Source organism: Variovorax sp. YR566 (assembly GCF_051992195.1).
Classification (GTDB): Bacteria; Pseudomonadota; Gammaproteobacteria; order Burkholderiales; family Burkholderiaceae_C; genus Variovorax.
Genome location: NZ_CP197092.1, coordinates 620556 through 645344, shown reverse-complemented (window position 1 = coordinate 645344; position 24789 = coordinate 620556). Strand labels below are relative to the sequence as shown.

At 67.4% G+C, this 24789-nt stretch carries 23 protein-coding genes; 15 read left to right on the top strand and 8 right to left on the bottom strand.

The features are described 5' to 3' along the window. Position 1 precedes the first annotated feature (1 nt). The 3 genes from ACTG4X_RS03075 to ACTG4X_RS03065 are packed head-to-tail and all read right to left on the bottom strand — an operon-like array spanning position 2 to position 3496. The gene (locus tag ACTG4X_RS03075) at positions 2 to 319 is read right to left on the bottom strand and encodes a polyhydroxyalkanoic acid system family protein (RefSeq protein WP_093053707.1); all 318 of its coding nucleotides are present in this window, start codon (positions 317 to 319) and stop codon (positions 2 to 4) included. Continuing rightward, entirely contained in the window at positions 312 to 1436 is a 1125-nt protein-coding gene (locus ACTG4X_RS03070; RefSeq protein ID WP_097200554.1) for an aminopeptidase, read from the bottom strand. Before ACTG4X_RS03070 ends, ACTG4X_RS03075 begins: the two co-directional genes overlap by 8 nt. Further along, complete coding sequence (locus ACTG4X_RS03065; RefSeq protein ID WP_097200555.1) at positions 1433 to 3496, bottom strand: molybdopterin-containing oxidoreductase family protein; 2064 nt, start codon at positions 3494 to 3496, stop codon at positions 1433 to 1435. Before ACTG4X_RS03065 ends, ACTG4X_RS03070 begins: the two co-directional genes overlap by 4 nt. A gap of 51 nt (positions 3497 to 3547) precedes the next feature. Here ACTG4X_RS03065 and ACTG4X_RS03060 point away from each other — a divergent pair, with 51 nt between their 5' ends. Then, the gene (locus ACTG4X_RS03060) at positions 3548 to 4675 is read left to right on the top strand and encodes an ABC transporter substrate-binding protein (RefSeq protein ID WP_097200556.1); all 1128 of its coding nucleotides are present in this window, start codon (positions 3548 to 3550) and stop codon (positions 4673 to 4675) included. Between the two features lie 9 nt (positions 4676 to 4684). Here ACTG4X_RS03060 and ACTG4X_RS03055 read toward each other — a convergent pair whose 3' ends face one another. The 4 genes from ACTG4X_RS03055 to ACTG4X_RS03040 form a co-directional block, all read right to left on the bottom strand. Further along, entirely contained in the window at positions 4685 to 5779 is a 1095-nt protein-coding gene (locus tag ACTG4X_RS03055; RefSeq protein WP_097200557.1) for a M14 family metallopeptidase, read from the bottom strand. Continuing rightward, complete coding sequence (locus ACTG4X_RS03050) at positions 5776 to 6978, bottom strand: M20 aminoacylase family protein (protein WP_440533191.1); 1203 nt, start codon at positions 6976 to 6978, stop codon at positions 5776 to 5778. Before ACTG4X_RS03050 ends, ACTG4X_RS03055 begins: the two co-directional genes overlap by 4 nt. Before the next feature lie 87 nt (positions 6979 to 7065). Then, a complete protein-coding gene (locus ACTG4X_RS03045; protein WP_097200559.1) occupies positions 7066 to 7563 on the bottom strand; it encodes a nucleoside deaminase in 498 nt (165 codons plus the stop codon). A gap of 19 nt (positions 7564 to 7582) precedes the next feature. Beyond that, positions 7583 to 8773: a glycerophosphodiester phosphodiesterase gene (locus tag ACTG4X_RS03040; RefSeq protein ID WP_097200560.1), complete on the bottom strand. Its 1191-nt coding sequence runs from the start codon at positions 8771 to 8773 to the stop codon at positions 7583 to 7585. A gap of 105 nt (positions 8774 to 8878) precedes the next feature. Here ACTG4X_RS03040 and argE point away from each other — a divergent pair, with 105 nt between their 5' ends. From argE to ACTG4X_RS02985, 11 genes are all read left to right on the top strand, one after another. After that, a complete protein-coding gene (argE, locus tag ACTG4X_RS03035; RefSeq protein WP_097200561.1) occupies positions 8879 to 10045 on the top strand; it encodes an acetylornithine deacetylase in 1167 nt (388 codons plus the stop codon). Next, entirely contained in the window at positions 10038 to 11303 is a 1266-nt protein-coding gene (locus tag ACTG4X_RS03030; RefSeq protein ID WP_440533190.1) for a DUF445 domain-containing protein, read from the top strand. The genes argE and ACTG4X_RS03030 overlap by 8 nt, the downstream gene beginning before the upstream one ends. Positions 11304 to 11416: 113 nt before the next feature. Continuing rightward, positions 11417 to 13069, top strand: coding sequence for a PQQ-binding-like beta-propeller repeat protein (locus ACTG4X_RS03025; protein ID WP_097200562.1), 1653 nt, complete (start codon positions 11417 to 11419; stop codon positions 13067 to 13069). A 140-nt stretch (positions 13070 to 13209) separates the two neighbouring features. Continuing rightward, complete coding sequence (locus ACTG4X_RS03020; RefSeq protein ID WP_097200563.1) at positions 13210 to 13983, top strand: MHYT domain-containing protein; 774 nt, start codon at positions 13210 to 13212, stop codon at positions 13981 to 13983. Positions 13984 to 14082: 99 nt separating this feature from the next. Continuing rightward, positions 14083 to 15693, top strand: a complete 1611-nt coding sequence (locus ACTG4X_RS03015) for an acyl-CoA carboxylase subunit beta (protein ID WP_097200564.1) — start codon at positions 14083 to 14085, stop codon at positions 15691 to 15693. After that, positions 15690 to 17639 carry an acetyl/propionyl/methylcrotonyl-CoA carboxylase subunit alpha gene (locus ACTG4X_RS03010; protein WP_440533189.1) on the top strand — a complete coding sequence of 650 codons (1950 nt, stop codon included), beginning with the start codon at positions 15690 to 15692 and terminating at the stop codon, positions 17637 to 17639. The genes ACTG4X_RS03015 and ACTG4X_RS03010 overlap by 4 nt, the downstream gene beginning before the upstream one ends. 34 nt (positions 17640 to 17673) lie before the next feature. Continuing rightward, the gene (locus ACTG4X_RS03005; protein WP_440533188.1) at positions 17674 to 18573 is read left to right on the top strand and encodes an SDR family oxidoreductase; all 900 of its coding nucleotides are present in this window, start codon (positions 17674 to 17676) and stop codon (positions 18571 to 18573) included. Between the two features lie 23 nt (positions 18574 to 18596). After that, complete coding sequence (locus ACTG4X_RS03000) at positions 18597 to 19757, top strand: acyl-CoA dehydrogenase family protein (RefSeq protein WP_440533187.1); 1161 nt, start codon at positions 18597 to 18599, stop codon at positions 19755 to 19757. A gap of 7 nt (positions 19758 to 19764) precedes the next feature. Then, entirely contained in the window at positions 19765 to 20940 is a 1176-nt protein-coding gene (locus ACTG4X_RS02995; RefSeq protein ID WP_440533186.1) for an acyl-CoA dehydrogenase family protein, read from the top strand. Positions 20941 to 21043: 103 nt separating this feature from the next. Beyond that, positions 21044 to 21805: a slipin family protein gene (locus ACTG4X_RS02990; protein WP_093054241.1), complete on the top strand. Its 762-nt coding sequence runs from the start codon at positions 21044 to 21046 to the stop codon at positions 21803 to 21805. Between the two features lie 94 nt (positions 21806 to 21899). Next, positions 21900 to 22202 carry a Dabb family protein gene (locus ACTG4X_RS02985; protein ID WP_097200568.1) on the top strand — a complete coding sequence of 101 codons (303 nt, stop codon included), beginning with the start codon at positions 21900 to 21902 and terminating at the stop codon, positions 22200 to 22202. Positions 22203 to 22212: 10 nt separating this feature from the next. On the opposite strand, the gene ACTG4X_RS02980 is transcribed toward ACTG4X_RS02985, so the two are convergent. Further along, positions 22213 to 23493: a DEAD/DEAH box helicase gene (locus tag ACTG4X_RS02980; RefSeq protein WP_097200569.1), complete on the bottom strand. Its 1281-nt coding sequence runs from the start codon at positions 23491 to 23493 to the stop codon at positions 22213 to 22215. Between the two features lie 41 nt (positions 23494 to 23534). Between ACTG4X_RS02980 and ACTG4X_RS02975 the strand changes: the two genes are divergently transcribed. The 3 genes from ACTG4X_RS02975 to ACTG4X_RS02965 all read left to right on the top strand — a co-directional run bounded on the left by ACTG4X_RS02975 (position 23535) and on the right by ACTG4X_RS02965 (position 24745). After that, positions 23535 to 23909 (top strand): translation initiation factor Sui1, encoded by a 375-nt coding sequence (locus ACTG4X_RS02975; protein WP_371127361.1) that lies wholly within the window; start codon positions 23535 to 23537, stop codon positions 23907 to 23909. 7 nt (positions 23910 to 23916) lie between these two features. Further along, positions 23917 to 24153 (top strand): DUF3820 family protein, encoded by a 237-nt coding sequence (locus ACTG4X_RS02970; protein ID WP_093053658.1) that lies wholly within the window; start codon positions 23917 to 23919, stop codon positions 24151 to 24153. A gap of 181 nt (positions 24154 to 24334) precedes the next feature. Further along, positions 24335 to 24745: an RNA recognition motif domain-containing protein gene (locus ACTG4X_RS02965; protein WP_093053653.1), complete on the top strand. Its 411-nt coding sequence runs from the start codon at positions 24335 to 24337 to the stop codon at positions 24743 to 24745. Positions 24746 to 24789: the final 44 nt, after the last annotated feature.

Below are 24789 nucleotides of genomic sequence, written 5' to 3'. Positions count from 1 at the left end.
CTCAGGCGAGACGAGTGCCGCCACCCCGGGGGGATTCGAGCAACGCGTCGAGGTTGCGCGTGATCTTCTGCTCGATCATTTCGCTGAAGCTGCTGAACAGGAAGCCCAGCGTCGCGTCGAGCGTGAAGGTGCTGGCCGTGACCTCGACGGTGCCGTCGATGCCCGCACGCGTGAAGGTTGCCACGTCGCGGTCTTCGCCCTTGGTGTAGACGCATTCGAGGCCGAACTCCTGTTCGGCCTGCTTGATCCACTGGCGTGCGGCGACGCGCGCCCCGGCAATGCCCAGCGTGTGGTTGCGTTCGATATGGATGTCAGGCACCGTGATCTCCGTTTTTTTGTTCCGGGCTGGAATGGGTTTGCATGATGCCGGTCGCCGCCTGCAAGGCATTGCGGCGTTCTTCCGTGGTCGGCAGCGCGGCGATGCGCCGGACCTCAGTGTAAAAGCGCGGCCAGTCGTGGCCTTCGCGCTCGAAGAGTTTCTCGAAGCTGGGCACGAGATCGTCGTAGGCGCCCTGCGCGCCGAAGGCCGCGTTGTTGGCGCGCGCCACCCAGGCGTCGTAGGCGTTGCGGCGGGGGCCCGTCCAGCCCTCCTTCAGCTTCGCGTAGCGCTCGCGGAAATCGGTCATGGCCGCCTGCTTCATGACCTCGACCTTGGCCCAGTCCTTGGCCTTGGCTTCGGGCGATTCGTAGACCTGCGTCAGCGCGCGGCGGGTGTTGAGCGCCAGTGCGCGGAAGTCCTGGCGCTGCCCATCGAACTGCGCGTACTCGCGGCGGGCCTGCTCGCCGGCTTCGCGCTGCAGCCACATCGCCCCGCCGATGCGCTCGACGGCCGTGGCGTACGACTCGTTGAACACCGTGTCGCCGGCCACGTAGAGCACCTGGTGCGCCAGTTCGTGGAACACGATGCGCGCGAGCTCGCCCTCGGGGTAGCCGATGAAGGTGGACAGCAGCGGATCGCCGCCGGCCCAGTTCATCCAGCCCAGCGTGGAGTACGCGGGCACGGGGTACACGGCCACTTCCAGATCCTGCTTCTTCTGCGCCTCGGCTTCGACCTTGGCCGCGTCCTCGCTGTAGTAGCCGCGGTAGCCCACGCAGCCCGCCACCGGGAAGCACCAGCTCTTGAGCGTGAGCGAGTACGGCGGCGCGGCCACCACGTTCCACACGGCGGCGGGGCGGTGCAGGTCGGCGTACGACTTGTAGCTGGCGTTGTCGGGCAGGCCGAGCTCGGCGGAAGCGAAGCGGCGGATGCGCTGCGTGAGTTCGAGCTTGGCCTTCAGCGGTGCGGACACGGCCGGATCGGCCAACCACTCGGGCACCGGCTTGGCGGCCCGCATGATGCCGATGTGGCCGCTGGCGGATTGCCAGTAGTAGCCGAGGTCGGCACAGCCGGTGAGCAACAGCGCGCCGGCCAGCGCAAGCGCGGGGAGAGGCCTCACGCCTTCTCGACCTCGACGAGGCAGTCGTAGAACGTGGGGCCGCGGCCGATGTCGGTCAGGCGCTGGCTGGTCAGCTCGTTGACGTTGGTGCCGTCCATGCCGAGCTTGCGCCACCAGATGCCCATGCCGTGCACCACGCCCTGCCGCGCACGGCGCGAGACCTCGGCGCGGCAGCGGTGCTCGCCGCGCTTGTTGAACACGCGCACCATCGCGCCGTCCTCGATGCCGCGCGCGGCGGCGTCGGCCTCGTGGATCTCGAGCAGCGGCTCGACCTCGATGGCGCGCAGGCTCGTCACGTTGACGAAGGTCGAATTGAGGAAATTGCGCGCCGGCGGCGAGATCATGGCCAGCGGGAATTCGGTCGAGCTGCCGGCCGGCTCCCAGTTGGGCACATGGTCGGGCAGGCCGCTCATGCCCATGGCTTCGAGGCGCGCGCTGAAGAATTCGCAGCGGCCCGAAGGCGTGGGAAAGCTGCCTTCGGCAAACGGCGCCTCGGGCAGCTTCACGCTGGTGAAGCCCTGCGCCAGCAGCTCGGGGAAGTCGATGGCGTTGTCGGCAAAGGCGGTGCGGCACAGCGTCTCGTCGGAATCCGAGAAGCAGGGCTCGCCAAAGCCCATGCGGCGCGCCAGCTCGCGGAACACCCAGGCGTTGCTGCGGGCCTCGCCGCGCGGCGCCACGGCCGGGCGGTTCAGCAGCACGTCGGTGTGGCCGTAACTGCAGTGGATGTCCCAGTGCTCCAGCTGCGTGGTGGCGGGCAGCAGGTAGTCGGCGTAGTCGGCTGTGTCGGTGCGGAACTGCTCCAGCACCACGGTGAACAGGTCTTCGCGCGCGAAGCCCGCCGCCACCTTGGCCGACTCGGGCGCCACCGCCACGGGGTTGCTGTTGTAGACCACGATGGCCTTCACCGGGTTGGCGGTGTCCAGCAGCGCGTCGCCGATGGTGCTCATGTTGATGGTGCGCGGCTTGCGCCCGGCCAGCAGGTCGGGGCGCTGCAGCGCGGCGCGATCGACCGGGTAATGACCCGAGCTGCTCAGCAGCAGGCCGCCCGCGCGGTTGCGCCAGGCGCCCACCAGCGCCGGCAGGCAGGCGATGGCGCGGGCGGCGTTGCCGCCGCCGCGCACGCGCTGCATGCCGTAGTTCAGGCGGATCGCAGCCGGCTTGGTGGTGCCGTAGGCCCTGGCCAGCGACACGATCTGTTCTTCGGGAATGCCGCAGACTTCGGCCGCGCGCGACGGCGGCCATTGCAACGCGCGCTCGCGCAGCTGCTCCCAGCCCAGCGTGTGGTTGGCGATGTAGTCGTGGTCGAGCCAGTCGTGCACGATCAGCTCGTGCATCAGGGCCAGCGCCAGCGCGGCGTCGGTGCCGGGCAGCAACGCGATGTGCTCGTCGCACTTGTCGGCGGTTTCTGTCTTGCGCGGGTCGATGCACACCAGCCGCGCGCCGGCGCGCTTGGCGGCCTGGGCGTGGCGCCAGAAATGCAGGTTGCTGGCGATGGAATTGCTGCCCCAGATCAGGATCAGCCTGGCTTCGGCGAAGAATTCGATGCGCATGCCGACCTTGGCGCCCAGCGTGTAGACCATGGCTTCGCCGCCGGCCATCGAGCAGATCGTGCGGTCCAGCAGGGTGGCGCCCAGCTTATGAAAAAAGCGCCGGTCCATCGACTCGCCCTGCACCAGCCCCATGGTGCCCGCATAACTGTAGGGGACAATAGCTTCGGGTTTTCCCTGTAATACTCGAAGATGCGCGGCGATGTCGTCCAATGCGGCTTCCCAAGACACCGGCTCGAACTGGCCGCTGCCCTTGGGGCCGACACGTTTCAGGGGCTGCACCAGCCGTTCGGCATGGTCGTTGCGTTCGATGTAGCGTGACACCTTGGTGCACAGCACGCCACCGGTGTGCGAATGGGCGGCATTGCCCTGCAGCTTGACGGCCACGCCGTCCTTGACGGTGGTAACGAGCGCGCAGGTGTCCGGACAGTCGTGGGGACAGGCGCCCAGCACGGTGGTCGTTACGGGCTGGGGAGGCGCTTCTTCGAGCAAGGTATCCGGTGCGTGGGCCATCGGGCGAGTCTAATTTGTGCGCGAGTCAGAGCGCGGGAGTGGGTTTTCATCATGTTGAATCGACGTCATTTTTCTTTGGCCGCAGGCGCGGCCGCCACGCTGGGGGGTTTCGGCATCGCGCGGGCACAGGGCGACACGCCGCTGGTGCTGGGCCAGTCGGCAGCGTTCACCGGTCCGGCGGCGCAGTTGGGCATCCAGTTTCACCAGGGCGCCAAGGTGTTCCTGGACCAGTACAACGCCCAGTCGGGGCACCGCGACGTGGTCATCAAGAACCTCGACGACGGCTACGAGCCCGACCGCTGCGCGGCCAACACGCAGAAGCTGATCTCGGAAGACGTGTTCGCGCTCTTCGGCTACATCGGCACGCCGACCAGCCTGGCAGCGCTGCCGCTGGCGGTGAAGGACAAGGTGCCGTTCGTGGCCCCCTTCACCGGCGCGATGTCGCTGCGCGAGCCCTTCCAGAAGAATGTGTTCCACCTGCGCGCCTCGTACAACGACGAGACGGCGCTGATGGTGAAGCAGCTCACCCACCTGGGCCTGAAGAAGATCGCGGTCTTCTATCAGAACGACGCCTACGGCAAGGCCGGGCTCGACGGGGTGACGCTGGCGCTCGGCGAGCAGCAGCTCAAGCCGGTGGCGCTGGCCACGGTGGAGCGCAATTCGTCCGACGTGGCGCAGGCGGTGAAGACCATCGTGGCGGCGCGGCCCGACGCGGTAGTGCAGGTGGGCGCATACAAGGCCTGCGCGGCCTTCATCCGCGAGGCGCGCAAGGCAGGCTACGGCGGCACTTTCTTCAACATGTCTTTCGTCGGCACGCAGGCGCTGGCGGACGAACTGGGCAAGGATGCGGCCGGCGTGATGGTGACGCAGGTGGTGCCCTCGCCCTACAACCAGGCCAATGCGCTGGCGCGCGAGTTCACCGAGGCGGTACGCAAGGCCGGCGGCGGCGCGAGTGCCAATTTTTCGAGCATGGAGGGCTACCTGGCCGCCAAGGTGCTGACCGAGGGCCTGCGCAAGGCGCCGGGCAAGCCCACGCGCGAGAGCCTGATCGCGGGGCTGGAGAGCATCGACCGCCAGCAGTTTGGTGGGTTCGAGGTGTCGTTCTCTGCCAAGAACCACGTGGCATCGAAGTTCGTCGAGCTTTCGATGCTGACTGGGGATGGGCGGGTCAGGACTTGAGAGATCAGGTCAGCCGCTGAGACCATCCACAGCCTGGAACATCGCCTGCCGCGCCTGGCTGACGATCTGCCCGCGCCAGGCATCGGTGTCCGTATAGAACGCTTCCAGCATCCGTGCCCGGATACCGTCGGCCAGGTCGGCCGGCGCCTGGGGGTGCTTGTGCAGCCAGTGGTCGGCACGCAGCGCGCCGGTCACTTCGAGGATCGGCAGCGTGCCGTATTCGAGCGCGATGCCGGTGTATTCCGCCTGCGGGCACTCCTCGTAGACGGAGTCCCACATCAGCCCACGCAGCAGCGCCGAGGTCGAGGAGCCGTCGTAGATCGAGGTGACGGGCGCGGCGGGCGTGCCCCACCATGCATTGGCGCGCGCATAGGCGACCTTGTCGTCGCGGCAGGCAAAGATGCGTTCGCCCAGACCGTTCGGGCCCAGCCCCGTGTGCAGGTCGATCCAGGCAATGCGCTTCGCGTTGCCCGCGCGGCGCTTGAGCACGCCGCGGATGGTCTTGTTGCTCCAGGTCGGCGCCTTGCCGCCGAAGAACAGGCCATCGTCGAACTGGTATTGCCCGCTGGTCACGGCCGCCTGGTAGGCAGTGGCGCCGTGCTTTGCGATCCACTTGTCCACCGCCGCCTGGTTCTCGGGCGTGGGCGGCCAGGTGGCGGGCAGCAGCAGGTCGTGCAGCTTGGCATACGGCTCGTTGACCGGCACCGGCTTGGAGAAGTCGATGAAGTTGCGGTTCAGGTCGACGTTCTCGTGTGTCACGCGCCGGCCGTAGGAAAAACCGTGCGGGTTGAGCGCATGCACGTACAGCACCGCCACGCCCTGTGCCTTGGCCTTCTCGCGCCATTCGGCATCGTGCAGCGCGAACACCTGCACGCCGCTGCCGCAGTGGCCCTCGGCGCCATGGCAGGCGCTGCTGACGATCAGCAGGTTCTGCGCATTCGCGTCGCCGTCGAGCACGACGTCCATCGACAGGTCTTCGCCGTCGCGCCCCTTGAGCGGGTGCGCATGCGGCTCGACCGTGAGGCCGGCGCTCACGCAGCCTTGCAGGAACTTCTGGCGCGCCTGGGCGTAGCGCGGCGAAAAGGCCTCTGCGATGCCGATCATGTCGCTGCGCCGCCGGGCTTGAGGAACTGCTCGGCGATCTGCACCCAGCAGGTGGCGCCCAGCGGGATGAGGTCGTCGTTGAAGTCGTAGCTGGCGTTGTGCAGCGTGCACGGGCCTTCGCCGTGGTGCACGTCGCGGTGCGTGCCGTCGCCGTTGCCGATGAAGGCATAGGCGCCGGGCTTGGCCTGCAGCATGAAGGCGAAATCTTCGGAAGTCATGGCGGCCTCCTGCTTCAGCACGTTCTCGGGGCCGACGATGCCGCCCATCACGCGGCGCGCGAAGTCGGCTTCGGCCTCGGTGTTGATGGTGGGCGGGTAGTAGCGCTCGAAGCGGAAGTCGCAGGTGGCGTCGTGCGCCGCACAGATGTGGTCGCAGACCTGCTTCATCTTCGCCTCGATCAGGTCGAGCACCTCCAGCGAGAAAGTGCGCACCGTGCCCGACAGCTCGCAGTTGTCGGGAATCACGTTGTTGGTTTCGCCGGCATGGATGGTGGTGACCGAGATCACGGCCGAATCGGTCGGCTTCATCTTGCGCGTGAGAATGGTCTGGAAGGCCTGCACGATCTCGCAGGCGACAGGCACCGGGTCGATGCCCGTATGCGGCAGCGCGGCGTGGCCGCCCTTGCCGATCACGTTGACGTGGAACTTGTTGCCCGAGGCCATCACCGGCCCGGGGCTCACGGCGAACTGGCCCGCCTTCATGCCGGGCCAGTTGTGCATGCCGAACACGGCATCCATGGGGAACTGCTCGAACAGCCCCTCCTTGATCATCTCGCGGGCGCCGCCGCCGCCCTCTTCCGCCGGCTGGAAGATCAGGTAGACGGTGCCGTCGAAGTTACGGTTCTTCGCCAGGTGCTGGGCGGCTGCGAGCAGCATGGCCGTGTGGCCGTCGTGGCCGCAGGCGTGCATCTTGCCGTGGTGCTTGCTGGCGTGGGCGAAGGTGTTGAGCTCGGTGACGGGCAGCGCGTCCATGTCGGCGCGAAGACCGACTGCGCGGCTGCTGGAGCCATTCTTGACGATACCGACCACGCCTGTGGTGCCCAGGCCGCGATGAATGGGAATGCCCCATTCGGTGAGCTTGCCTGCCACCACGTCGGCGGTGCGGACTTCCTGGAAACAGAGTTCGGGGTGGGCGTGGAGGTCACGTCGGACGGCGGCGATGCCAGCCGCCTGCGTGACGAGCGAGTCGATGAGTTTCATGGCGTGGACGTCTCAAAATGCCAGTCTATCCACTCTGGCGTTTCGAGGCACCACCCAAAATGCGCACCCCGCGTGCGCACCCGGGGTTCAGTGCCCGGCGGTCCAGAAGCCGACGTGCGGCGCGGAGGCTTCCTCTTCGAGCAGCGGCCCCACCACCTCCACGCGCCGCTGCCCGCGCGCAAAGACCTCGCGGCAGGGGAGCGAAAAGGTCGGGTTTTCGGGGTGGTCGCCGGTCAGGCCGAGCAGCGCGTGCTCGGACAGCGCGTAGACCACGCGGCCGATGTTCGTCCAGTAGATGGCGCCCGCGCACATGCAGCAGGGCTCGGCGCTGGTGAACAGCGTGCAGCGCGCGAGCTGCTCGGGCGTGAGCAGGCGCGCGGCCTGCGCAGCAGCCGCCAGCTCGGCGTGCTGCGTGGGGTCGCCCTCTGGCGGCATCGAGTTGTTGCCCGCAGTGACGACGACCTCGCCATGCTCGTTCGCCACCAGCGCGGCAAAGGGATGGCGCCCACGCGCCTTCGACTCATCCGACAGGCGGATGGCCATGCGCAGCAGTTCGAGGTCGCGCGGCGACAGGTCGGTGGTCATGCCTGGACGATGCCTCCGCTCAGCGGCCGATGCTCTTCAGGTAGTCGGCGCGTGCGGCCAATGCGGTGTCGGTGAAGTCGGTGAACACGCCATCCACGCCGAGCTTGTAGTACACGCCGTATTCGTTCTGACCGCTCTTGTTGTAGTCGGACGCCAGGCGGCGCGACTCGTTGCGGAAGGTGAAGGGGTGCACGAACAGGCCGGCCTTGTGCGCGTCGGCAATCAGCGAGGTGGGCGCTGTGGAGGTGGCGTCGGCGTCGTTGATCTTGCCGTCCTTGTTGACGTCCACCGGCTTGCCGTCGGCGCCGATGGTGCCCTTGATGCTCACGATGTAGCGCTTCCACGGGCCGATGCCGTCGGCGTAGGTCTTGATCTCGGCCAGGCCTGCGGGCGTGACCATGGCGTCGAAGTTGCGCTTGTCGCCAGCCTTGGTCCAATCGTAGGGGCGGTCGCTGGGCACGGCGAAGGTCACGGCGCCGGTCTTCAGGTCGACGCTGTCGCCGTCGATCAGCTGGATGAGCCGGGTGTTCAGGCCCTTGCTCTTCATGTACTTCAGGCTGCCTGGCTCGAAGGACTGCACGTAGATGGGCGCCGTCTTGCTGTTCCAGCCGGCTGCGTTGATGGCGGCGATGACCTTGTCTTCCATCGGCAGGCCGAGCTCGCGAAAGTAGGTCGGGTTCTTGGTCTCGGGGTAGATGGCGATGGTGCGGCCGGTTTCCTTCGACTTGGCCTTGGCGAAGTCGATGATTTCCTGGAAGGTCGGCACCTTGTACTTGCCGTTGAATTCCTGCGGACGCTCGGCGTCAGTGGAAATGGCGCCCAGGGTCTTGATCTCGGCCAGCGTGAAGTCGTTGCTGAACCAGCCGGTCTGGGTTTCGCCGTCGACCTTGATGGTCTTCTTGCGCGAGGCGAAGCGGGGATGCTTGGCCACGTCGGTGCTGATGGCGAGGTTGGGGTCGTGGCGGGCGATGAGCACGCCGTCCTTGGTGGAGATCAGGTCCATCTCGATCACGTCGGCGCCGAGCTCGATGGCGCGCGCATAGGCTTCGAGCGTTTCTTCCGGCAGGTAGCCGGATGCACCGCGGTGGGCGATGACCAGCGGCGGGTTGCCGTCGAGCGTCAGCAGCTTGTTGCGGGAAGGTCCGGTGGTGCCGCAGGCGGCCACGCAGAGGGCGGCGGTGGCGGTCAAGGCGATCTGAAGGGTGCGCATGGTCCTGGTTTCTCCGTCCAAAAGAAGAGGGGCAGCGTACCCGCTTCGCGTGAAGGCTTCGACATCCACGCACGCGCGGCGCCAACTTCCGGGAGAATGTGTTGCATGCTCCACACGCTTTCCCCCCAAAGCCTGCTGCTGGCCCAGACCCTGGTGCGCATGAACACCATCAGCGCCAACAGCAACCTCGAACTGATCGACTTCGCGCAGAGCCACCTCGCGGCCCTGGGCGTCAAAAGCCGCATCACCTACAACGCCGAACGCACCAAAGCGAACCTGTTCGCCACGCTGGGCGAAGGCAAGCCAGCCGGCGTGATCGTCTCCGGCCACACCGATACGGTGCCCTGGGACGGACAGGACTGGAGCGTCGACCCGCTCTCCGCCGTGGTGCAGAACGAGCGCCTCTACGGGCGCGGCTCGGCCGACATGAAGAGCTTCATTGCCATCGCGCTGGCCAATGCCCATCGCTTCCTCGAGAGCGACTCGCCTTTCGCGGTGCACTTCGCCTTCAGCTACGAGGAAGAGATCGGCTGTTTCGGCGTGAAGGAACTGATCGCCGACATGCGCGACGCCAACATCAAGCCTATCGCCTGCATCGTGGGCGAGCCCACCAGCATGGTGCCCGCCATCGCGCACAAGGGCGTGTACCGCTACAAGTGCTGCGTGCGCGGCAAGGAAGCGCATTCCTCGCTCACGCCGAAGTCGGTCAACGCCATCGAAATGGCGGCCCGAGTGATCGGCAAGGTGCGCGACATGGCAGAAGACTTCGAGCGCAACGAGCCCCGCTACGAGGGCTTCGACGTGCCTTTCAGCACCGCGAGCGTGGGCCAGTTCCATGGCGGCATTGCCGACAACGTGGTGCCGCGCGACGCCGAGTTCCGCTATGAATTCCGCGACCTGCCGACCGCCGACGCCAAGCGCATGCAGGCCGACGTGGTGGCCTACGCGGGCAGCATCGAACCGGCGATGAAGAAGGTCGCGCCCGACGCGGGCTTCAGCTTCGAGACCATCTGCGAGATTCCGAGCTTCCTTGGCGCGGCCGACAACCCGATCACCAAACTGGCGCAGCGCCTGGCGGGCGAAGAACGCACCACGCTGGTGGCCTTCGGCACCGAAGCGGGTCTGTTCAAGAACGCTGGCATCCCCACCGTGGTGTGCGGACCCGGCAGCATCGAGCAGGCGCACCAGCCCGACGAATTCGTGAGCCTCGAACAACTCGCGCGCTGCGAACTGTTCATGGAACGTCTCGCGTCCACGCCCGCCATTGGCTGAACCCGCAGAAAACAGCGGCGATGCGCTGGGGCGCATGAAGCGCGTCGCGCTCGGCCTGCTGTGCGGCGCGGCGTTGCTCTACGCAGTGGCGAGCGCGCTTCATGCGCAGCACCCGGCCTGGGGCTACGTAGCCGCCTTTGCCGAAGCCGCGATGGTCGGCGCCATTGCCGACTGGTTCGCGGTGGTGGCGCTGTTTCGCCATCCGCTGGGCCTGCCGATTCCGCACACCGCGATCATCCCGAGCAACAAGGATCGCATCGGCGCCAAGCTCGCGGGCTTCATCTGCGACAACTTCCTGAGCACCGAACAGGTGCTCGGCAAGCTGCGGCAGTTCGATGCGGCCGGGCGCATCGCCGACTGGCTGGCACGCCCCGCCAGCGGCGAGAAGCTCGGCGAATGGGGCGTGGCCGCCACGCGCTACGGGCTTTCGGCCTTCGACGACGAACGGGTGCGCGACTTCATGGGGCGCGCCGCCGCGGCCGGCCTCGAAAAAATAGACCTCTCGCGCCTGACCGGCCAGGCGCTCGACGCGCTCACCGCCGGCGGGCGCCACCAGGCCCTGCTCGACGACGTGCTGCAGCAGGTGGCCGGCCTGCTCGAAGGCGACGAGGTGCAGGCGCACATCACCGAGGCCATTGCGCGCGAGATCAAGACGCTGCGCTACGTGGGGCTCGACCAGGTGGCGGCCAAGCTGGCCACGCGCAAGATCGTCGCGGCCGTGGCGCGCACCATCGGCGAGCTGGCGGCCGAACCCGACCATCCGATGCGCAGGCGCTTCGATCACTTCGTCGACGACTTCGTGGTGCGCCTGAAGCTCGACCCCGAGTTCCAGCAGCGCGGCGAGCAGATCCGCGCCGAGCTCATCGCGCACCCCGCCCTCGGCGACTACCTGCACGGGCTGTGGGGCGAGCTGCTGGCGTGGCTGCACGACGACCTGGGCCGCGACAACTCGGCCATCCGCCAGCGCATCGCCTCGATGGCCGGCGCGCTGGGCACGCGGCTGCAGGGCGACGAAGCCATCCGCCGCTGGATCAACGAGCAGATCGAGGCCGCCGCGCCGCTGGCCATCGAGCGCTACCGCGAGGACATCCGCCGCTACATCGAGGAACGCGTCGGCGAGTGGAACGCGCAAGAGATGACGCTCGAGCTGGAACGCCACATCGGGCGCGACCTGCAGTTCATCCGCATCAACGGCACACTGGTGGGTGGGCTGGTCGGGTTGCTGATCCACACGGTGACGCAGCTGCTGCGCGGCTGAACGGGCTCGGGTAATCCACAGCGGACGAAAGTCCGCATCGTGTCTCCGGAGAGACTTTGCGGCCCCTTTCGCCTCCTAGACTGCTTCGCGCATCAACAAGAGGAGAAAACGCCATGCCCTGTCGAAGCAGCCTGCGCGCAGTCGCGCTGACCGCCACCCTCGCCCTGATGGGCGCCTGCAGCACGGTCGCGCCGCCATCGCCTGCCACGCGGCCCGCATCGTGGGGTGCTCCTGAGGCGCTGGTCGCCCCTTCATCCTTCTCGGGGGTGCACGGGCTGGCCATCGACGCGAAGGGCCGGCTGCTCGCGGGTTCGGTCGTCGGCAACACGCTGTGGGAGGTCGACCGAAACACCGGCGCGGCCAAGGTGCTCATCGACGCGCCCGAAGGCCAGGCCGACGACATCGCCGTGGGGCCGAAGGGCGAGCTGGCCTGGACCAACTACCTCATGGGCATGCTGCGCTACCGCGAGAGCGACACCGCCCCGCTGCGCGTGCTGGCCAAGGACCTGCCCGGCCTCAACTCGCTCGACTTCGACCGCCGCAACGGCAAGCTCTACGCCTCGCAGGTGTTCCTGGGCGACGCGCTGTGGGAAATCGACCGCGAAGGCCAGAAACCGCCGCGGCTCATCAAGAAGGACATGGGCGGCTTCAACGGCTTCGAGGCCGGCCCCGACGGCATGCTCTACGGGCCGCTGTGGTTCAAGGGACAGGTCGTGAAGATCGACCCGGCGAACGGCAACATGACCGTGATCGCCGACGGCTTCAAGATCCCGGCCGCCGCCAATCTCGACGGCAGGGGCAATCTCTGGGTGGTCGACGCGCGCAGCGGCGAGCTGGTGAAAGTAGACCTCGCCACCGGGCGCAAGACGGTCGCGAAGCAGCTGCGGGCCTCGCTCGACAACCTGGCCATCGCGCCGGACGGCACGATCTACGTGTCGAACATGGCCAACAACGAGGTGCAGGCCTTCAACCCCGCCACCGGCGAACTTCGCGCGCTCACCAGCGGCAAGGTGGCGGTGCCGGCCGGCATGAAGATCGACGGCAACGACCTGTGGGTGGCCGACGTCTTCGGCTTCCGCCAGGTCGACGTGCGCACGGGCGAGGTGCGCGACGTGTTCCGCATGCAGCGCGAGCCCGATCTCGACTACCCGTTCGCAGTGGGGCTGTCGCCAAAACTCTTTGCGCTGAGTTCGTGGTTCACGGGCACGGTGCAGCTGGTCGACCGGCAGACGCGGAAGACCGTCGAAACCATCCACGGGCTGAAGGCGCCGTTCGACGCCATCCCCATGCCCGACGGCAGCGTGATCTACGCCGAAATAGCTACCGGCAGCATCACCCGCGCCAGCGGGCCGAAGTTCACTGAAAAGTCAGTGCTTGCTAGCGGCCTGAACGGTCCGGTGCAGATGATCGTCGGCCAGGACGGCGCGCTCTACGTGACCGAGGCGGCCGGCAAGCTGCTGCGCATTCCGCTGGACGCCAGCGCGCCGCTGCGCACCGTGGCCGACGGACTGGCGCTGCCCGAGGGTGTGGGGCAAACGCCGTGGGGCAGCTTCATCGTGGCCGAGAGCGCGGCGCGGCGGCTGGTGGAAATCGCCCCCGACGGCACGCGCCGCACGGTCGCCGAGAACCTGCCGATCGGCCTCGCGCCCGGGCCCGGGCTGCCCCCGCCCTACGTGGTCACGGGCGTCGCCGTGGGACGCGACGGCACGATCTACATGTCGGCCGATCGCAACAATGCGATATATCGAATTCGCCCCGTAAGGTAGCGTAACAATAAGTGTAAATTGGAGTTTACTTTTAAAAACAAATATTACAGACTGCGCGGGACGTCTTGTGGCGTCCCGATTGCATCCGGTAGTCGGGAGGTCTGCGAGGCGCTCTTTTCCTGAACTTGAAAGGACATCGCATGACTCCGCTCGTCGTAGGCCAACTCCTGTCGCCCGAGTACTCCCTGGGCATGGTGGCGCTCTCCTTCCTGATCTCATTCGCGGGCTCGCTGGTGGCCCTCATCTGCGCCGGCCGCATGGTCGGCGCCGACGGCAAGCCCAACCTCGCCGTCGTGGCCTGCGCCGCGGTGGCGCTGGGCGGCATCGGCATCTGGTCCATGCACTTCATCGGTATGCTGGCGTACCGCCTGCCGGTGGCCATCTCGTACAACATGCCGCTCACGGTGGTGTCGCTGGTGGCGGCCATCCTGATCTCCGGCATTGCGCTGTACATGGCCGGTGGACGGCGCAAGTTCAGCAAATCGGGCTGGCTCGCCGGCAGCCTGCTGGCCGGCATCGGCGTCTGCGTGATGCACTACATGGGCATGTTCGCGATGAGCATGCGCGCCTCGATGAATTTCGACCTGGCGGTGGTCGGGCTGTCGGTGCTGATCGCCGTCACCGCCGCCGCGGCGGCCCTGTGGCTGGCGTTCAACCTGCGCAAGTTCTCGCACAAGGTCGCGGCCGCTGCCGTGATGGGCGTGGCGGTCTGCACCATGCACTACGTGGGCATGAGCGCGGCCAGCATGGTCTGCATCGCAGCCGCGCCCGCCGACGCGCTGGCCATCGGCGGCAGCTACATGGGTCTCACGGTGTTCGGCACGGCCGGCGCGGTGCTGATCTTCATCTACTGGGTGGTCACGGGCAGCAGCCTCGATGGCCCTGTTGCCGCACCACGCGCGCGCGCCAGCTGATGACCGGCTGACGACCAGCTAGTAGGCGCAAGCGGGCGCGGCGCCCGCCCCCTAGAGTCTGTGCAGAGCGAAAACAAGCGACCTGCACAGACTCTTCCCATGCCCGTCATCGAATCCCGACTGCAAGCGGCCAGCGACACCTTCCAGGCCAACCGCACCGGCATGCTCGCGCTGCTCGACCAGGTGCGCGCACACGAGGCCCGCGCCGTCGCGGCCTCCGGCGCCTCGGCCGAGCGTTTTGCCAAGCGCGGGCAGCTGCTGCCGCGCGAACGCATCGCGCTGCTGCTCGACACCGGCGCGCCCTTTCTGCCGCTGGCCTCGCTCGCGGGGCTGGGGCAGGACCACCCCGATCTGGCCAAGAGCGTGCCCGGCGGGGGCCTGATCTCCGGCATCGGCCAGGTGTCGGGCGTGCGCTGCATGGTCAGCGCCTCCGATTCGGGCATCGACGCCGGCGCGCTGCAGCCCATGGGCCTCGACAAGCAGCTGCGCGTGCAGGAGATCGCGCTCGAAAACAAGCTGCCCTACGTGCAGCTGGTGGAAAGCGCTGGCGCCAACCTCATGCACTACCGCGTGCAGGACTTCGTGCGCGGCGGCAACATCTTCCGCAACCTCGCGCGGCTGTCGGCCGCGGGGCTGCCAGTGGTGACGGTGACGCACGGCTCCTCGACCGCGGGCGGCGCCTACCAGACGGGCCTGTCCGACTACATCGTGATGGTGCGCGACCGCACGCGGGCCTTTCTCGCGGGGCCGCCGCTGCTGAAGGCCGCCACCGGCGAGATCGCGACCGAAGAAGAACTGGGCGGCGCGGTGATGCACACGCACATCTCGGGCCTCGGCGACTACCTGGCCGAAGACGACCGCGACGCCATCCGCATCGCGCGCTCGATCCTCGGCGGCATCGACTGGGCACGCAACGAAGCACCGCGCCAGTTCATCCCGCCGCGCTACGACGCCGAAGACCTGCTCGGCATCATGCCCAGCGACGGACGGCGGCCGGTGGACATGCGCGAAGTCATCGCGCGCATTGCCGACGGCTCCGAGTTCCTGGAGTTCAGCGAGCACTACGGCAGCGCCACCGTCTGCGGCCACATCCGGCTCGAAGGGCATGCCGTGGGCATCGTCACCAACAACGGCCCTATCGATTCCGACGGCGCGACCAAGGCCACGCACTTCATCCAGGCCTGCTGCCAGACGCGCACGCCCATCGTCTACCTGCAGAACATCACGGGCTACATGGTGGGCCGGGCGCACGAGGAGGCCGGCATCATCAAGCACGGAGCGAAGATGATCCAGGCCGTGACCAACGCCAGCGTGCCGCAGATCACGCTGCACTGCGGCGCCTCTTATGGCGCGGGCAACTACGGCATGTGCGGGCGGGGCTTCGCACCTCGCTTCTGCTTCTCGTGGCCCAACGCGCGCACAGCCGTCATGGGCGGCGAGCAGGCGGCGAAGACCATGGCCATCGTCATGGAGGCGGGCATGGCACGCAAGGGTGCGGTCGACCACGCGAAGATCGATGCGATGCAGCAGCAGATCGTCGAGCGCTTCGATCGGCAGATGAGCGTGTTCACCACCAGCGCGCTGCTGCTCGACGACGGCGTGATCGACCCGCGCGACACGCGTGCGGTGCTGGCGGAAGTTCTTTCCGTGTGCCGCGATGCCGATGCGCGCGTGCCGCAACCCATGCAGTTTTCGGTGGCGCGGCCATGAACAGTGCATTCCACAAGATCCTGATCGCGAACCGCGGCGAGATCGCGGTGCGCGTGATGCGCACGGCGCGCGCGATGGGCTACCGCACGGTGGCCGTGTACTCCAGCGCCGACGCGGATGCCGAGCATGTACGACAGGCCGACCAGGCCGCGTGGATCGGCGAATCTCTGCCCGCGCAGAGCTACCTGAACGTCGCCGCAATCATCGAGGCCGCGCGCACCAGCGGTGCGGATGCGGTGCATCCGGGCTATGGCTTTCTCGCAGAGAACGCAGCGTTCGCACAGGCCTGCCGAGACGCGGGGCTGGTCTTCATCGGACCGTCGCCGGAAGCCGTTCGCGCGATGGGCGACAAGGCCGGCGCCAAGCGGCTGATGCAGGCGGCGGGCGTGCCGTGCATTCCGGGCTACCAGGGCGAAGACCAGGGCACGGAGAAACTGGCGGCCGAGGCGGCGCGCATAGGCTGGCCCGTGATGATCAAGGCGACTGCGGGCGGCGGCGGGCGCGGCATGCGGCTCGTGACATCGGCCGACGACTTCACCGGACAACTGCACAGCGCGCAGTCCGAAGCGCTCAACGCGTTCGGCGATGCCACCGTGATCCTGGAGCGCGCCATCGTCGCGCCGCGCCACGTCGAAGTCCAGGTGTTCGCCGACCGGCATGGCAACGCCATCCACCTTGGCGAGCGCGACTGTTCGGTGCAGCGGCGGCACCAGAAGGTTGTCGAGGAAGCGCCCTCGCCGGCGGTGTCCGACGCACTGCGCGAACGCATGGGCGCCACCGCCGTCGCCGCGGCGAAAGCCATCGCCTACGAAGGCGCGGGCACGCTCGAATTCCTGCTCGACGCCGAAGGCCAGTACTGGTTCATGGAAATGAACACGCGCCTGCAGGTGGAGCACCCGGTGACCGAAGCGGTGACGGGCCTCGACCTCGTCGAACTGCAACTGCGCGTCGCAGCCGGCCAGCCCTTGCCGCTCGCGCAGCAGGACGTGCGCATCACAGGTCATGCGATCGAAGTGCGCCTGTGCGCCGAAGATCCGCAGCAGGGCTTCATGCCGCAGAGCGGTACGCTCGCGGCATGGCGGCCCTCTGCCGCGTTGCGCACCGAACACGCCTTGCGTGACGGCGCCGCCGTGCCACCCTTCTACGACTCGATGATCGCCAAGCTCGTGGCGCATGGCCGCACGCGCGAGGAAGCCCGGCACCGGCTGATCGCGGGCCTGCAGGACACGGTGACGCTCGGCATCTCGACCAACCAGCAATTGCTGCAGCGTGTGTTGTCGCATGACGTGTTCGCAAGCGGTGCGGCCACGACCGCCTTCATCGGCGATCACCTCGACGCTCTGCTCGCCACCGATGCGGCGAACGACGCCCGCGCCGCATTGCTCGCTGCTCTGCTGCTCCAGTTGGGCGAGCGTGGCTGGCCCTCGCCGCTCGCACACACGCTGCCCAACGCCCTTCGCTTCGCGCTCGACGGCACGGTACACGCGGCCCGCGTGACGCCATGCGGCGCCGGCCGGTTCGACATCGCACTGGACAACGACGCGCCCGTGCAGCTCGCATTGCTCGCACTGCCCGGCGACGGCAGCCTCCGCTTCTCGTGCGGCGGACTGTCCGAGCAGGCCTTCGTCGTGCGCCAGCCCGACCGCGTGGATTTCCACTTCCGCGGCCAGTCGTTCCAGCTGGAGAACCTCACGCACGTCGCAGTGCCCCGCTCCAACGGCGCCAGCGGCGACGGCCTGCTGCGCGCATCCATGAACGGCCGCGTGATCGCCCTGCTGGTGGCCGAAGGCGACGCGGTCGCCGCAGGCCAGCCGCTCGTCACGCTCGAAGCGATGAAGATGGAGCACGTGCACTGCGCGCCGCGTGCCGGTCGTGTCGCGCTGCATGTCGCGGTGGGCGCGCAGGTGGCCGCGCGCCATGTGGTCGCGCAGGTCGCCGACGCGTGACGCTCTTCAAGACAAGTTTTCGAAAGTCTTCCGCATGAATGCATCCTCCGGCTACCGCTCCGTCTTCGCACCCGGCCTGTTCGGCGGACAGGTCATCGTCGTCACCGGCGGCGGCTCCGGCATCGGCCGCTGCACAGCGCACGAACTCGCGGCGCTCGGCGCGCAGGTGGTGCTGGTCGGCCGCAAGCCCGAGAAGCTCGACAAGGTGCGCGCCGAGATCGAAGCCAGCGGCGGCAAGGCCAGCACGCAGGCCTTCGACATCCGCCAGGAAGAAGCGGTGCGCGCGGCCATCGCCGCCATCGTCGCAGCGCACGGCCGCATCGACGGGCTCGTCAACAACGCTGGCGGCCAGTACATCACGCCGCTCGCCGCCATCTCGGCCAAGGGCTGGGAGGCGGTGATCCATACCAACCTCACGGGCGGCTTCCTGGTCGCGCGCGAGTGCTATGTGCAGAGCATGCAGGCCAACGGCGGTGCCATCGTCAACATCGTGGCCGACATCTGGGGCTCCATGCCCAACATGGGCCACAGCGGCGCGGCGCGCGCCGGCATGGTGAGCTTCACCGAAACGGCGGCCGCCGAATGGGCCGTGAGCGGCGTGCGCGTGAACGCGGTGGCGCCGGGCTACATCGCATCGAGCGGCATGGACCACTACCCGCCCGAAGCCGGCAACATGCTGCGCGCCATGCGCAACACGGTGCCCGCGGGCCGCTTCGGCAACGAGGCCGAAACCTCCGCCGCCATCGCCTTCCTGCTGAGCCCCGCGGCCAGCTTCATCAGCGGCAGCGTGCTGCGCGTGGACGGCGCACGGCCGCAGGTGCGCATGGGCTGGCCGATGGAGATTCCCGATGCGCAGACGCAGCAGCGCGCGGCGGTGCGGCCTTTCGATGGCTTTCACCTCGCACAGACGCCGCGCGTGTTCCAGGACAAGTAAAGAACGACCGGAGACAAGACACCATGCAGTACACCCACGAACACCTCGAGATCCAGAAGACGCTGCGCCGCTTCATCGACGACGAGATCAACCCGCACGTGGACGAATGGGAAGCCGCCGAGATATTCCCCGCGCACGAGGTCTTCAAGAAGCTCGGCAATCTCGGCATGCTGGGCCTGAACAAGCCCGAGTCCTTCGGCGGCGCCGGGCTCGACTACTCGTACGCGATGGCGATGGCCGAGGCACTGGGCCACATCAGCTGCGGCGGCGTGCCGATGGCGATTGGCGTGCAGACCGACATGTGCACGCCGGCGCTCGCGCGCTTCGGCAGCGACGAACTGCGCCGCGAGTTCCTGGCCCCCGCCATCGCCGGCGACAGGGTCGGCTGCATCGGCGTGAGCGAGCCCGGCGCGGGCAGCGACGTGGCGGGCCTGAAGAGCCATGCGCGCAAGGACGGCGACGACTACCTCATCAGCGGCCAGAAGATGTGGATCACCAACAGCCTGCAGGCCGACTGGATGTGCATGCTGGTCAACACCAGCGACGGCCCCGTGCACCGCAACAAGTCGCTCGTGATGGTGCCGATGGACAGCCCTGGCATCGAGAAGGCGAAGAAGATCCGCAAGATCGGCATGAATTCGAGCGACACCGGGCTCATCTACTTCGACAACGTGCGCGTGCCGCAGCGCTACCGCGTCGGCGAGGAAGGCCAGGGCTTCGTCTACCAGATGCAGCAGTTCCAGGAAGAGCGCCTGTGGGCCGCCGCAAGTTCGCTCGAACCGATGGAAGACTGCATCGCGCAGACCATCGAATGGGCGCAGCAGCGGCAGATGTTCGGCGCCACGCTGGCCGACCAGCAGTGGGTGCAGTTCAAGCTGGCCGAACTCAAGACCGAGGTCGAGGCGCTGCGCGCCCTCACGTACCGCGCCTGCGACCTGCATGTGCAGGGCGAGGACGTGCTCGAACTGGCCTCGATGGCCAAGCTCAAGACCGGCCGCCTCACGCGGCAGGTGTCCGATACCTGCCTGCAGTTCTGGGGCGGCATGGGCTTCACGCTGGAAAACCGCGTGTCGCGGCTGTACCGCGACGGCCGGCTGGGCTCCATCGGCGGCGGTGCCGACGAAGTGATGCTGGGCATCCTTGCGAAGACCATGGGCATCGCCAAGCGGCCGCCGCGCGGTTGAACACGGCATGGACGCCGAACTGCAAGCCGACCGCGCCGCGCTCGCCGACACGGTGCGGCGCTTTGCCGAAAGCGAGATCGCGCCGCATGTGCAGGCGTGGGACGACGCGGGCGAATTTCCACGCGCGCTCTACGCGCGGGCCGCCGAACTTGGCCTGCTGGGCCTGGGCTATCCGGAAGAACTCGGCGGCACGCCGGCCTCGTATTCGCTGAAGCTGCCGGCGTGGGTCGCGCTCGCGCGCCACGGCAAGAGCGGCGGCGTGCTCGCGAGCCTGTTCTCGCACAACATCGGCCTGCCGCCCGTGGTGCTGCATGCAAGCGACGCGGTGCGCCAAGAGGTCGTGCCGCCGGTGCTGCGCGGCGAGAAGATCGCAGCGCTTGCCATCACCGAGCCTGGTGGCGGCTCCGACGTGGCCGCGCTGCGCACCACGGCAAAGCGAGAAACAGACGGCGACGGCGACCACTACGTGGTCAATGGCGAGAAGACCTTCATCACCTCGGGCATGCGCGCCGACTGGATCACGGTGGCCGCGCGCACCGGCGAAGGACGCGGCGCGGGTGGCATCTCGATGCTGCTGGTGCCGGGCGATACGCCGGGTCTTTCGCGCACGCGCCTGTCGAAGATGGGCTGGCTGTGCTCCGACACCGCAACGCTGCACTTCGACAACGTGCGCGTGCCGGCGCGCTACCTTCTCGGGAACGAGGGCGAAGGCTTCCGCATGGTCATGGGCAACTTCAACGGTGAACGCATCGGCATCGCGGCGGGCACGCTGGGTTTCTCGCAGGCCTGCCTCGATGAGGCGCTGGCCTGGGCGCGCGAGCGCAAGACCTTCGGCGCTGCGCTCATCCAACACCAGGCGGTGCGCCACAAGCTGGTCGACATGCAGATGCGCATCGCCTCCACCGAGGCCTGGATCGAGGCGGTGTCGGCCGAAGGCGACACGCTCGAAGCGGCGGGGCGCTTCAATGCACCCGAATGGGTCGCGCAGATCTGCATGCTGAAGAACCACGCGACGCAGACCATGCAGTTCTGCGCCGACCAGGCGGTGCAGATCCTCGGCGGCATGGGCTTCATGCGCGGCACGGTGAGCGAGCGCATCTACCGCGAGGTGAAGGTGATGATGATCGGCGGCGGGGCCGAAGAGATCATGAAGGAGCTGGCGGCCAAGCAGATGGGCTGGTAGTCACCTTTCTTTGCCGGCCTTTCTTTCTTCGTGCTGCGAGGAACGCCGCCGCGCGCCGGGTGTCCAACCATCCAGCGCTTTCGCTGGGTCGCAGGAGACCAACATGCTCTCTCTCACCTCCGGCATCGGCGCCGTCATCATTGTTCTGCTGGCGGTGCTGCTGTTTTCAGCGGTATGGATCTTCCGGGAGTACGAACGCGGCATCGTGTTCACCCTCGGGCGCTTCTCGAAGGTTTCGGGGCCGGGTCTGGTGCTCGTGATACCGGCCATCCAGCAGGTGGTGCGCGTCGACCTGCGCACCGTGGTGCTCGAAGTGCCGACGCAGGACGTGATCTCGCGCGACAACGTGTCGGTGAAGGTCAGCGCGGTCGTCTACTTCCGCATCGTCGATGCCGAGAAGGCCATCATCCAGGTGAAGGACTTCTTCAACGCCACGAGCCAGCTGGCCCAGACCACCCTGCGCTCGGTGCTCGGCAAGCACCAGCTCGACGACATGCTGGCCGAGCGCGAGAAGCTCAACCTCGACGTGCGCGAGTCGCTGGACGTGCAGACGGCGTCGTGGGGCATCAAGGTGTCGAACGTGGAGATCAAGCAGATCGACCTGACCGAATCGATGGTGCGCGCCATCGCGCGGCAGGCCGAGGCGGAACGCGAACGCCGTGCCAAGGTGATCCACGCGGAGGGCGAGCTGCAGGCTTCCGAGAAGCTGTTCCAGGCCGCGCGCGTGCTGGCGCAGGAGCCGCAGGCCATTCAGCTGCGCTACCTGGAAACGCTCACGGTGATCGGTGCCGACAAGAACACGACCATCGTGTTCCCGTTGCCGATGGATCTGATCTCGAGCTTCCTCGGCAAGCAGCACGCATAGCGGCGCGCAACGCGCGGAAGCGGAAAACTGTTCTTCACGCGCGAAGGCCTGCAACGCATGGTCTTTCGCGAGGCGCCTGCTTACCATCGTGCGCATGTTCAAGCACATCGTGATGTGGGACCTGCGTGGCGACACGCCGGAAGAAAAGACGCAGGCCCGCCAACTGCTCAAGCACAAGTTCGAATCGCTGCGCGGCCAGATCCCGGGCCTGCTGCACATCGAAGTGGGCGTTGATTCGAGCCGCGCAAGTTATGCCTGCGACGCGGTGCTCTACAGCGAGTTCGACAGCCAGGCCTCGCTCGACGGCTACGCCACGCACCCTGCACACCTGCGCATTCGCGAAGAGCTGGGCGACCTTCGCGTCGCGCGGCACCAGGTCGATTACGCGGCAGACTGATCGGCGCTGGTCAGTCGTTCTTCTCGGGAGCATCCCCCCGGGCCGCGGCAAGCGCAGCAGCCGCACGCAGCTTGTCTTTCTTGCTCGGCCGCTTGCCCTTGATGCCCCCGGTGCCCGACGCATCGACCACCGGCACCGCCACTTCCGTCGGCTCGAAGCCTTCGACGCGCTCACGCGGCAGGCTCAGCCCCTGGCGCTTCTCGATCAGCCGGAAATGCGCCTCGGTCGACGCGCTCACGAAGCTGATCGCCAGGCCGCTCTCTCCCGCGCGCCCCGTGCGGCCGATGCGGTGGATGTAGTCGGTCGGCGAGCGCGGCAGGTCGTAGTTGATGACCACGGGCAGCTGCGCGATGTCGATGCCGCGCGCCGCGAGGTCGGTGGCGATCACCACGTCCCAGCGGCTCTGCTTGAACTGCGAAAGGATATCGGTGCGCGTGCCCTGCGCAATGTCGCCGTGGAAGGGCACGGCGTAGATGCCGTTCTTGTAGAGCTTCTCGGCCACGATCTGCGCGGCGTGCTGCGTGGCGACGAAGACAAGCACGCGGTCCCATTCGTTCTCGTGCTGCTTCAGCAGATGGCGCAGCAGCTGCGTGCGACGGGCGGCGTCGACCTCGATCACGCGCTGCACGATGTTCGGCTCGGTGCCCGGCTCGCCCTGCACGTCGACGACGGACGGGTCGCGCAGCATGCCATCTGCCAGCGCCTGGATGGCGCTCGGGAAGGTGGCGGAGAACAGCAGGTTCTGGCGCTGCTTGGGCAGCAGCGCGAGGATGCGGCCGAGTTCTTCGGCAAAGCCGAGGTCGAACAGGCGGTCGGCCTCGTCGAGCACGAGCATCGACACGGCATCGAGCTTCAGCGCGTTGTGCTCGACCAGGTCGAGCAGACGGCCGGGAGTGGCAACGACGATGTCGGCGCCGCCGCGCAGGCCCATCATCTGCGGGTTGATCGACACGCCGCCGAATGCGACGACGATCTTCAGGCGCTCGGGCAGGTGCTGCGCCAGGCTGCGCATGGTTTCGCCGACCTGGGCCGCGAGTTCGCGGGTGGGCACGAGCACCAGGGCACGCACGCGGCGCGACGAGCCCTGCGCGCGTTCAGCGCCCAGGCGCTGCAGCAGGGGCAGGGAAAATGCGGCGGTCTTGCCGGAGCCGGTCTGCGCCGAGCCCCGTACGTCGCGACCTTGCAGAATCGCGGGGATGGCCGCGGCCTGGATGGCGGTCGGCGCGGCGTAGCCGCTTTGGGCGGCAGCCTGCACGAGCGCGGGGATCAGGCCCAGTGAGTCGAATGGCATGTAAGCAGACAGAGAGAGAAGAGACGAATCGAATGTCGACGATGAAACAGCAGCGCAATCAGTCCGGCAGCGCCCTGGTGTACTCCACCGAGGCGGGCGGGCGCATGTGCCCCGACTGCGGGGAGCCGGTGGCCCAGTGCCGCTGCAAGGAACTCAAGGCGCGCGTACCGGCCACCGACGGCATTGTGCGTGTATCGCACGAGACCAAGGGGCGCAAAGGCAAGGGCGTGACGGTGGTCAAGGGCGTCGCGCTCGATGCGGCGGCGCTCACGGCACTCGGCAAGCAGCTGAAAACGGCCTGCGGCTCGGGCGGCACGGTAAAGGACGGCGTGATCGAAATCCAGGGCGACCACCGCGAAACGGTGATCGCCGCACTCGTGAAGCAGGGCCACACGGTCAAGCGGGCGGGAGGCTGAGCACGCGATGAAACCCGAAGACCTGCAGCGGCTGGTGACGCTCGAAATGCCTTTTGGCAAGCACAAAGGCACGCTGATTGCCGATTTGCCCGGAAATTACCTGACGTGGTTTGCACGCGAGGGTTTTCCCTCGGGAGAAATAGGCCGGCTACTCCATTTGATGCATGAAATAGACCACAACGGGCTCTCGGACCTGCTGAAACCGTTGCGAAACCGCCCGTCGCGCCGGGATGTTTCTCAATAACACACGATTTCGCCACGTTTTTTGCAATTAGGGCTGGATAATCCAGCCTACGTGTCTGTGAGCTTTGTCTCCCGTGCACGTAATTCGGTGATCGGTCAGTTTCGCGCCACAGCGCATTTTGTTTGTTGTGATTCTGGGACTCCATCGCTTTGTCTTGTTGGTTTGAATTAGGAGTCCCTCAATGGGCAAGAAACTCTACGTAGGCAACCTCGCCTACTCCGTGCGTGACAACGACCTGGAACAAGCCTTTGGCGAGTTCGGCGCAATCGTCAGCGCCAAGGTCATGATGGAACGTGACACCGGCCGTTCGAAGGGCTTCGGCTTTGTCGAAATGGGTTCGGATGCTGAAGCACTCGCAGCCATCGAAGCCATGAACGGCCACTCGCTGCAGGGCCGCGCCCTGACGGTGAATGAAGCCCGTCCGATGGAAGCTCGTCCCCCCCGTACCGGTGGTGGCGGCGGCTACGGCGGCGGTGGTGGTGGCGGCTACGGTGGTGGTGGCGGCGGCGGCGGTTACGGCGGCGGCGGCGGTGGCCGCAGCGGTGGTGGCGGCGGTTACGGCGGCGGCGGCGGCGGTCGCGGCGGCTACTAAGCCCTTCCCTCCAGAGCCTTCGGGCTTCTGAATGAAAAGCTCCT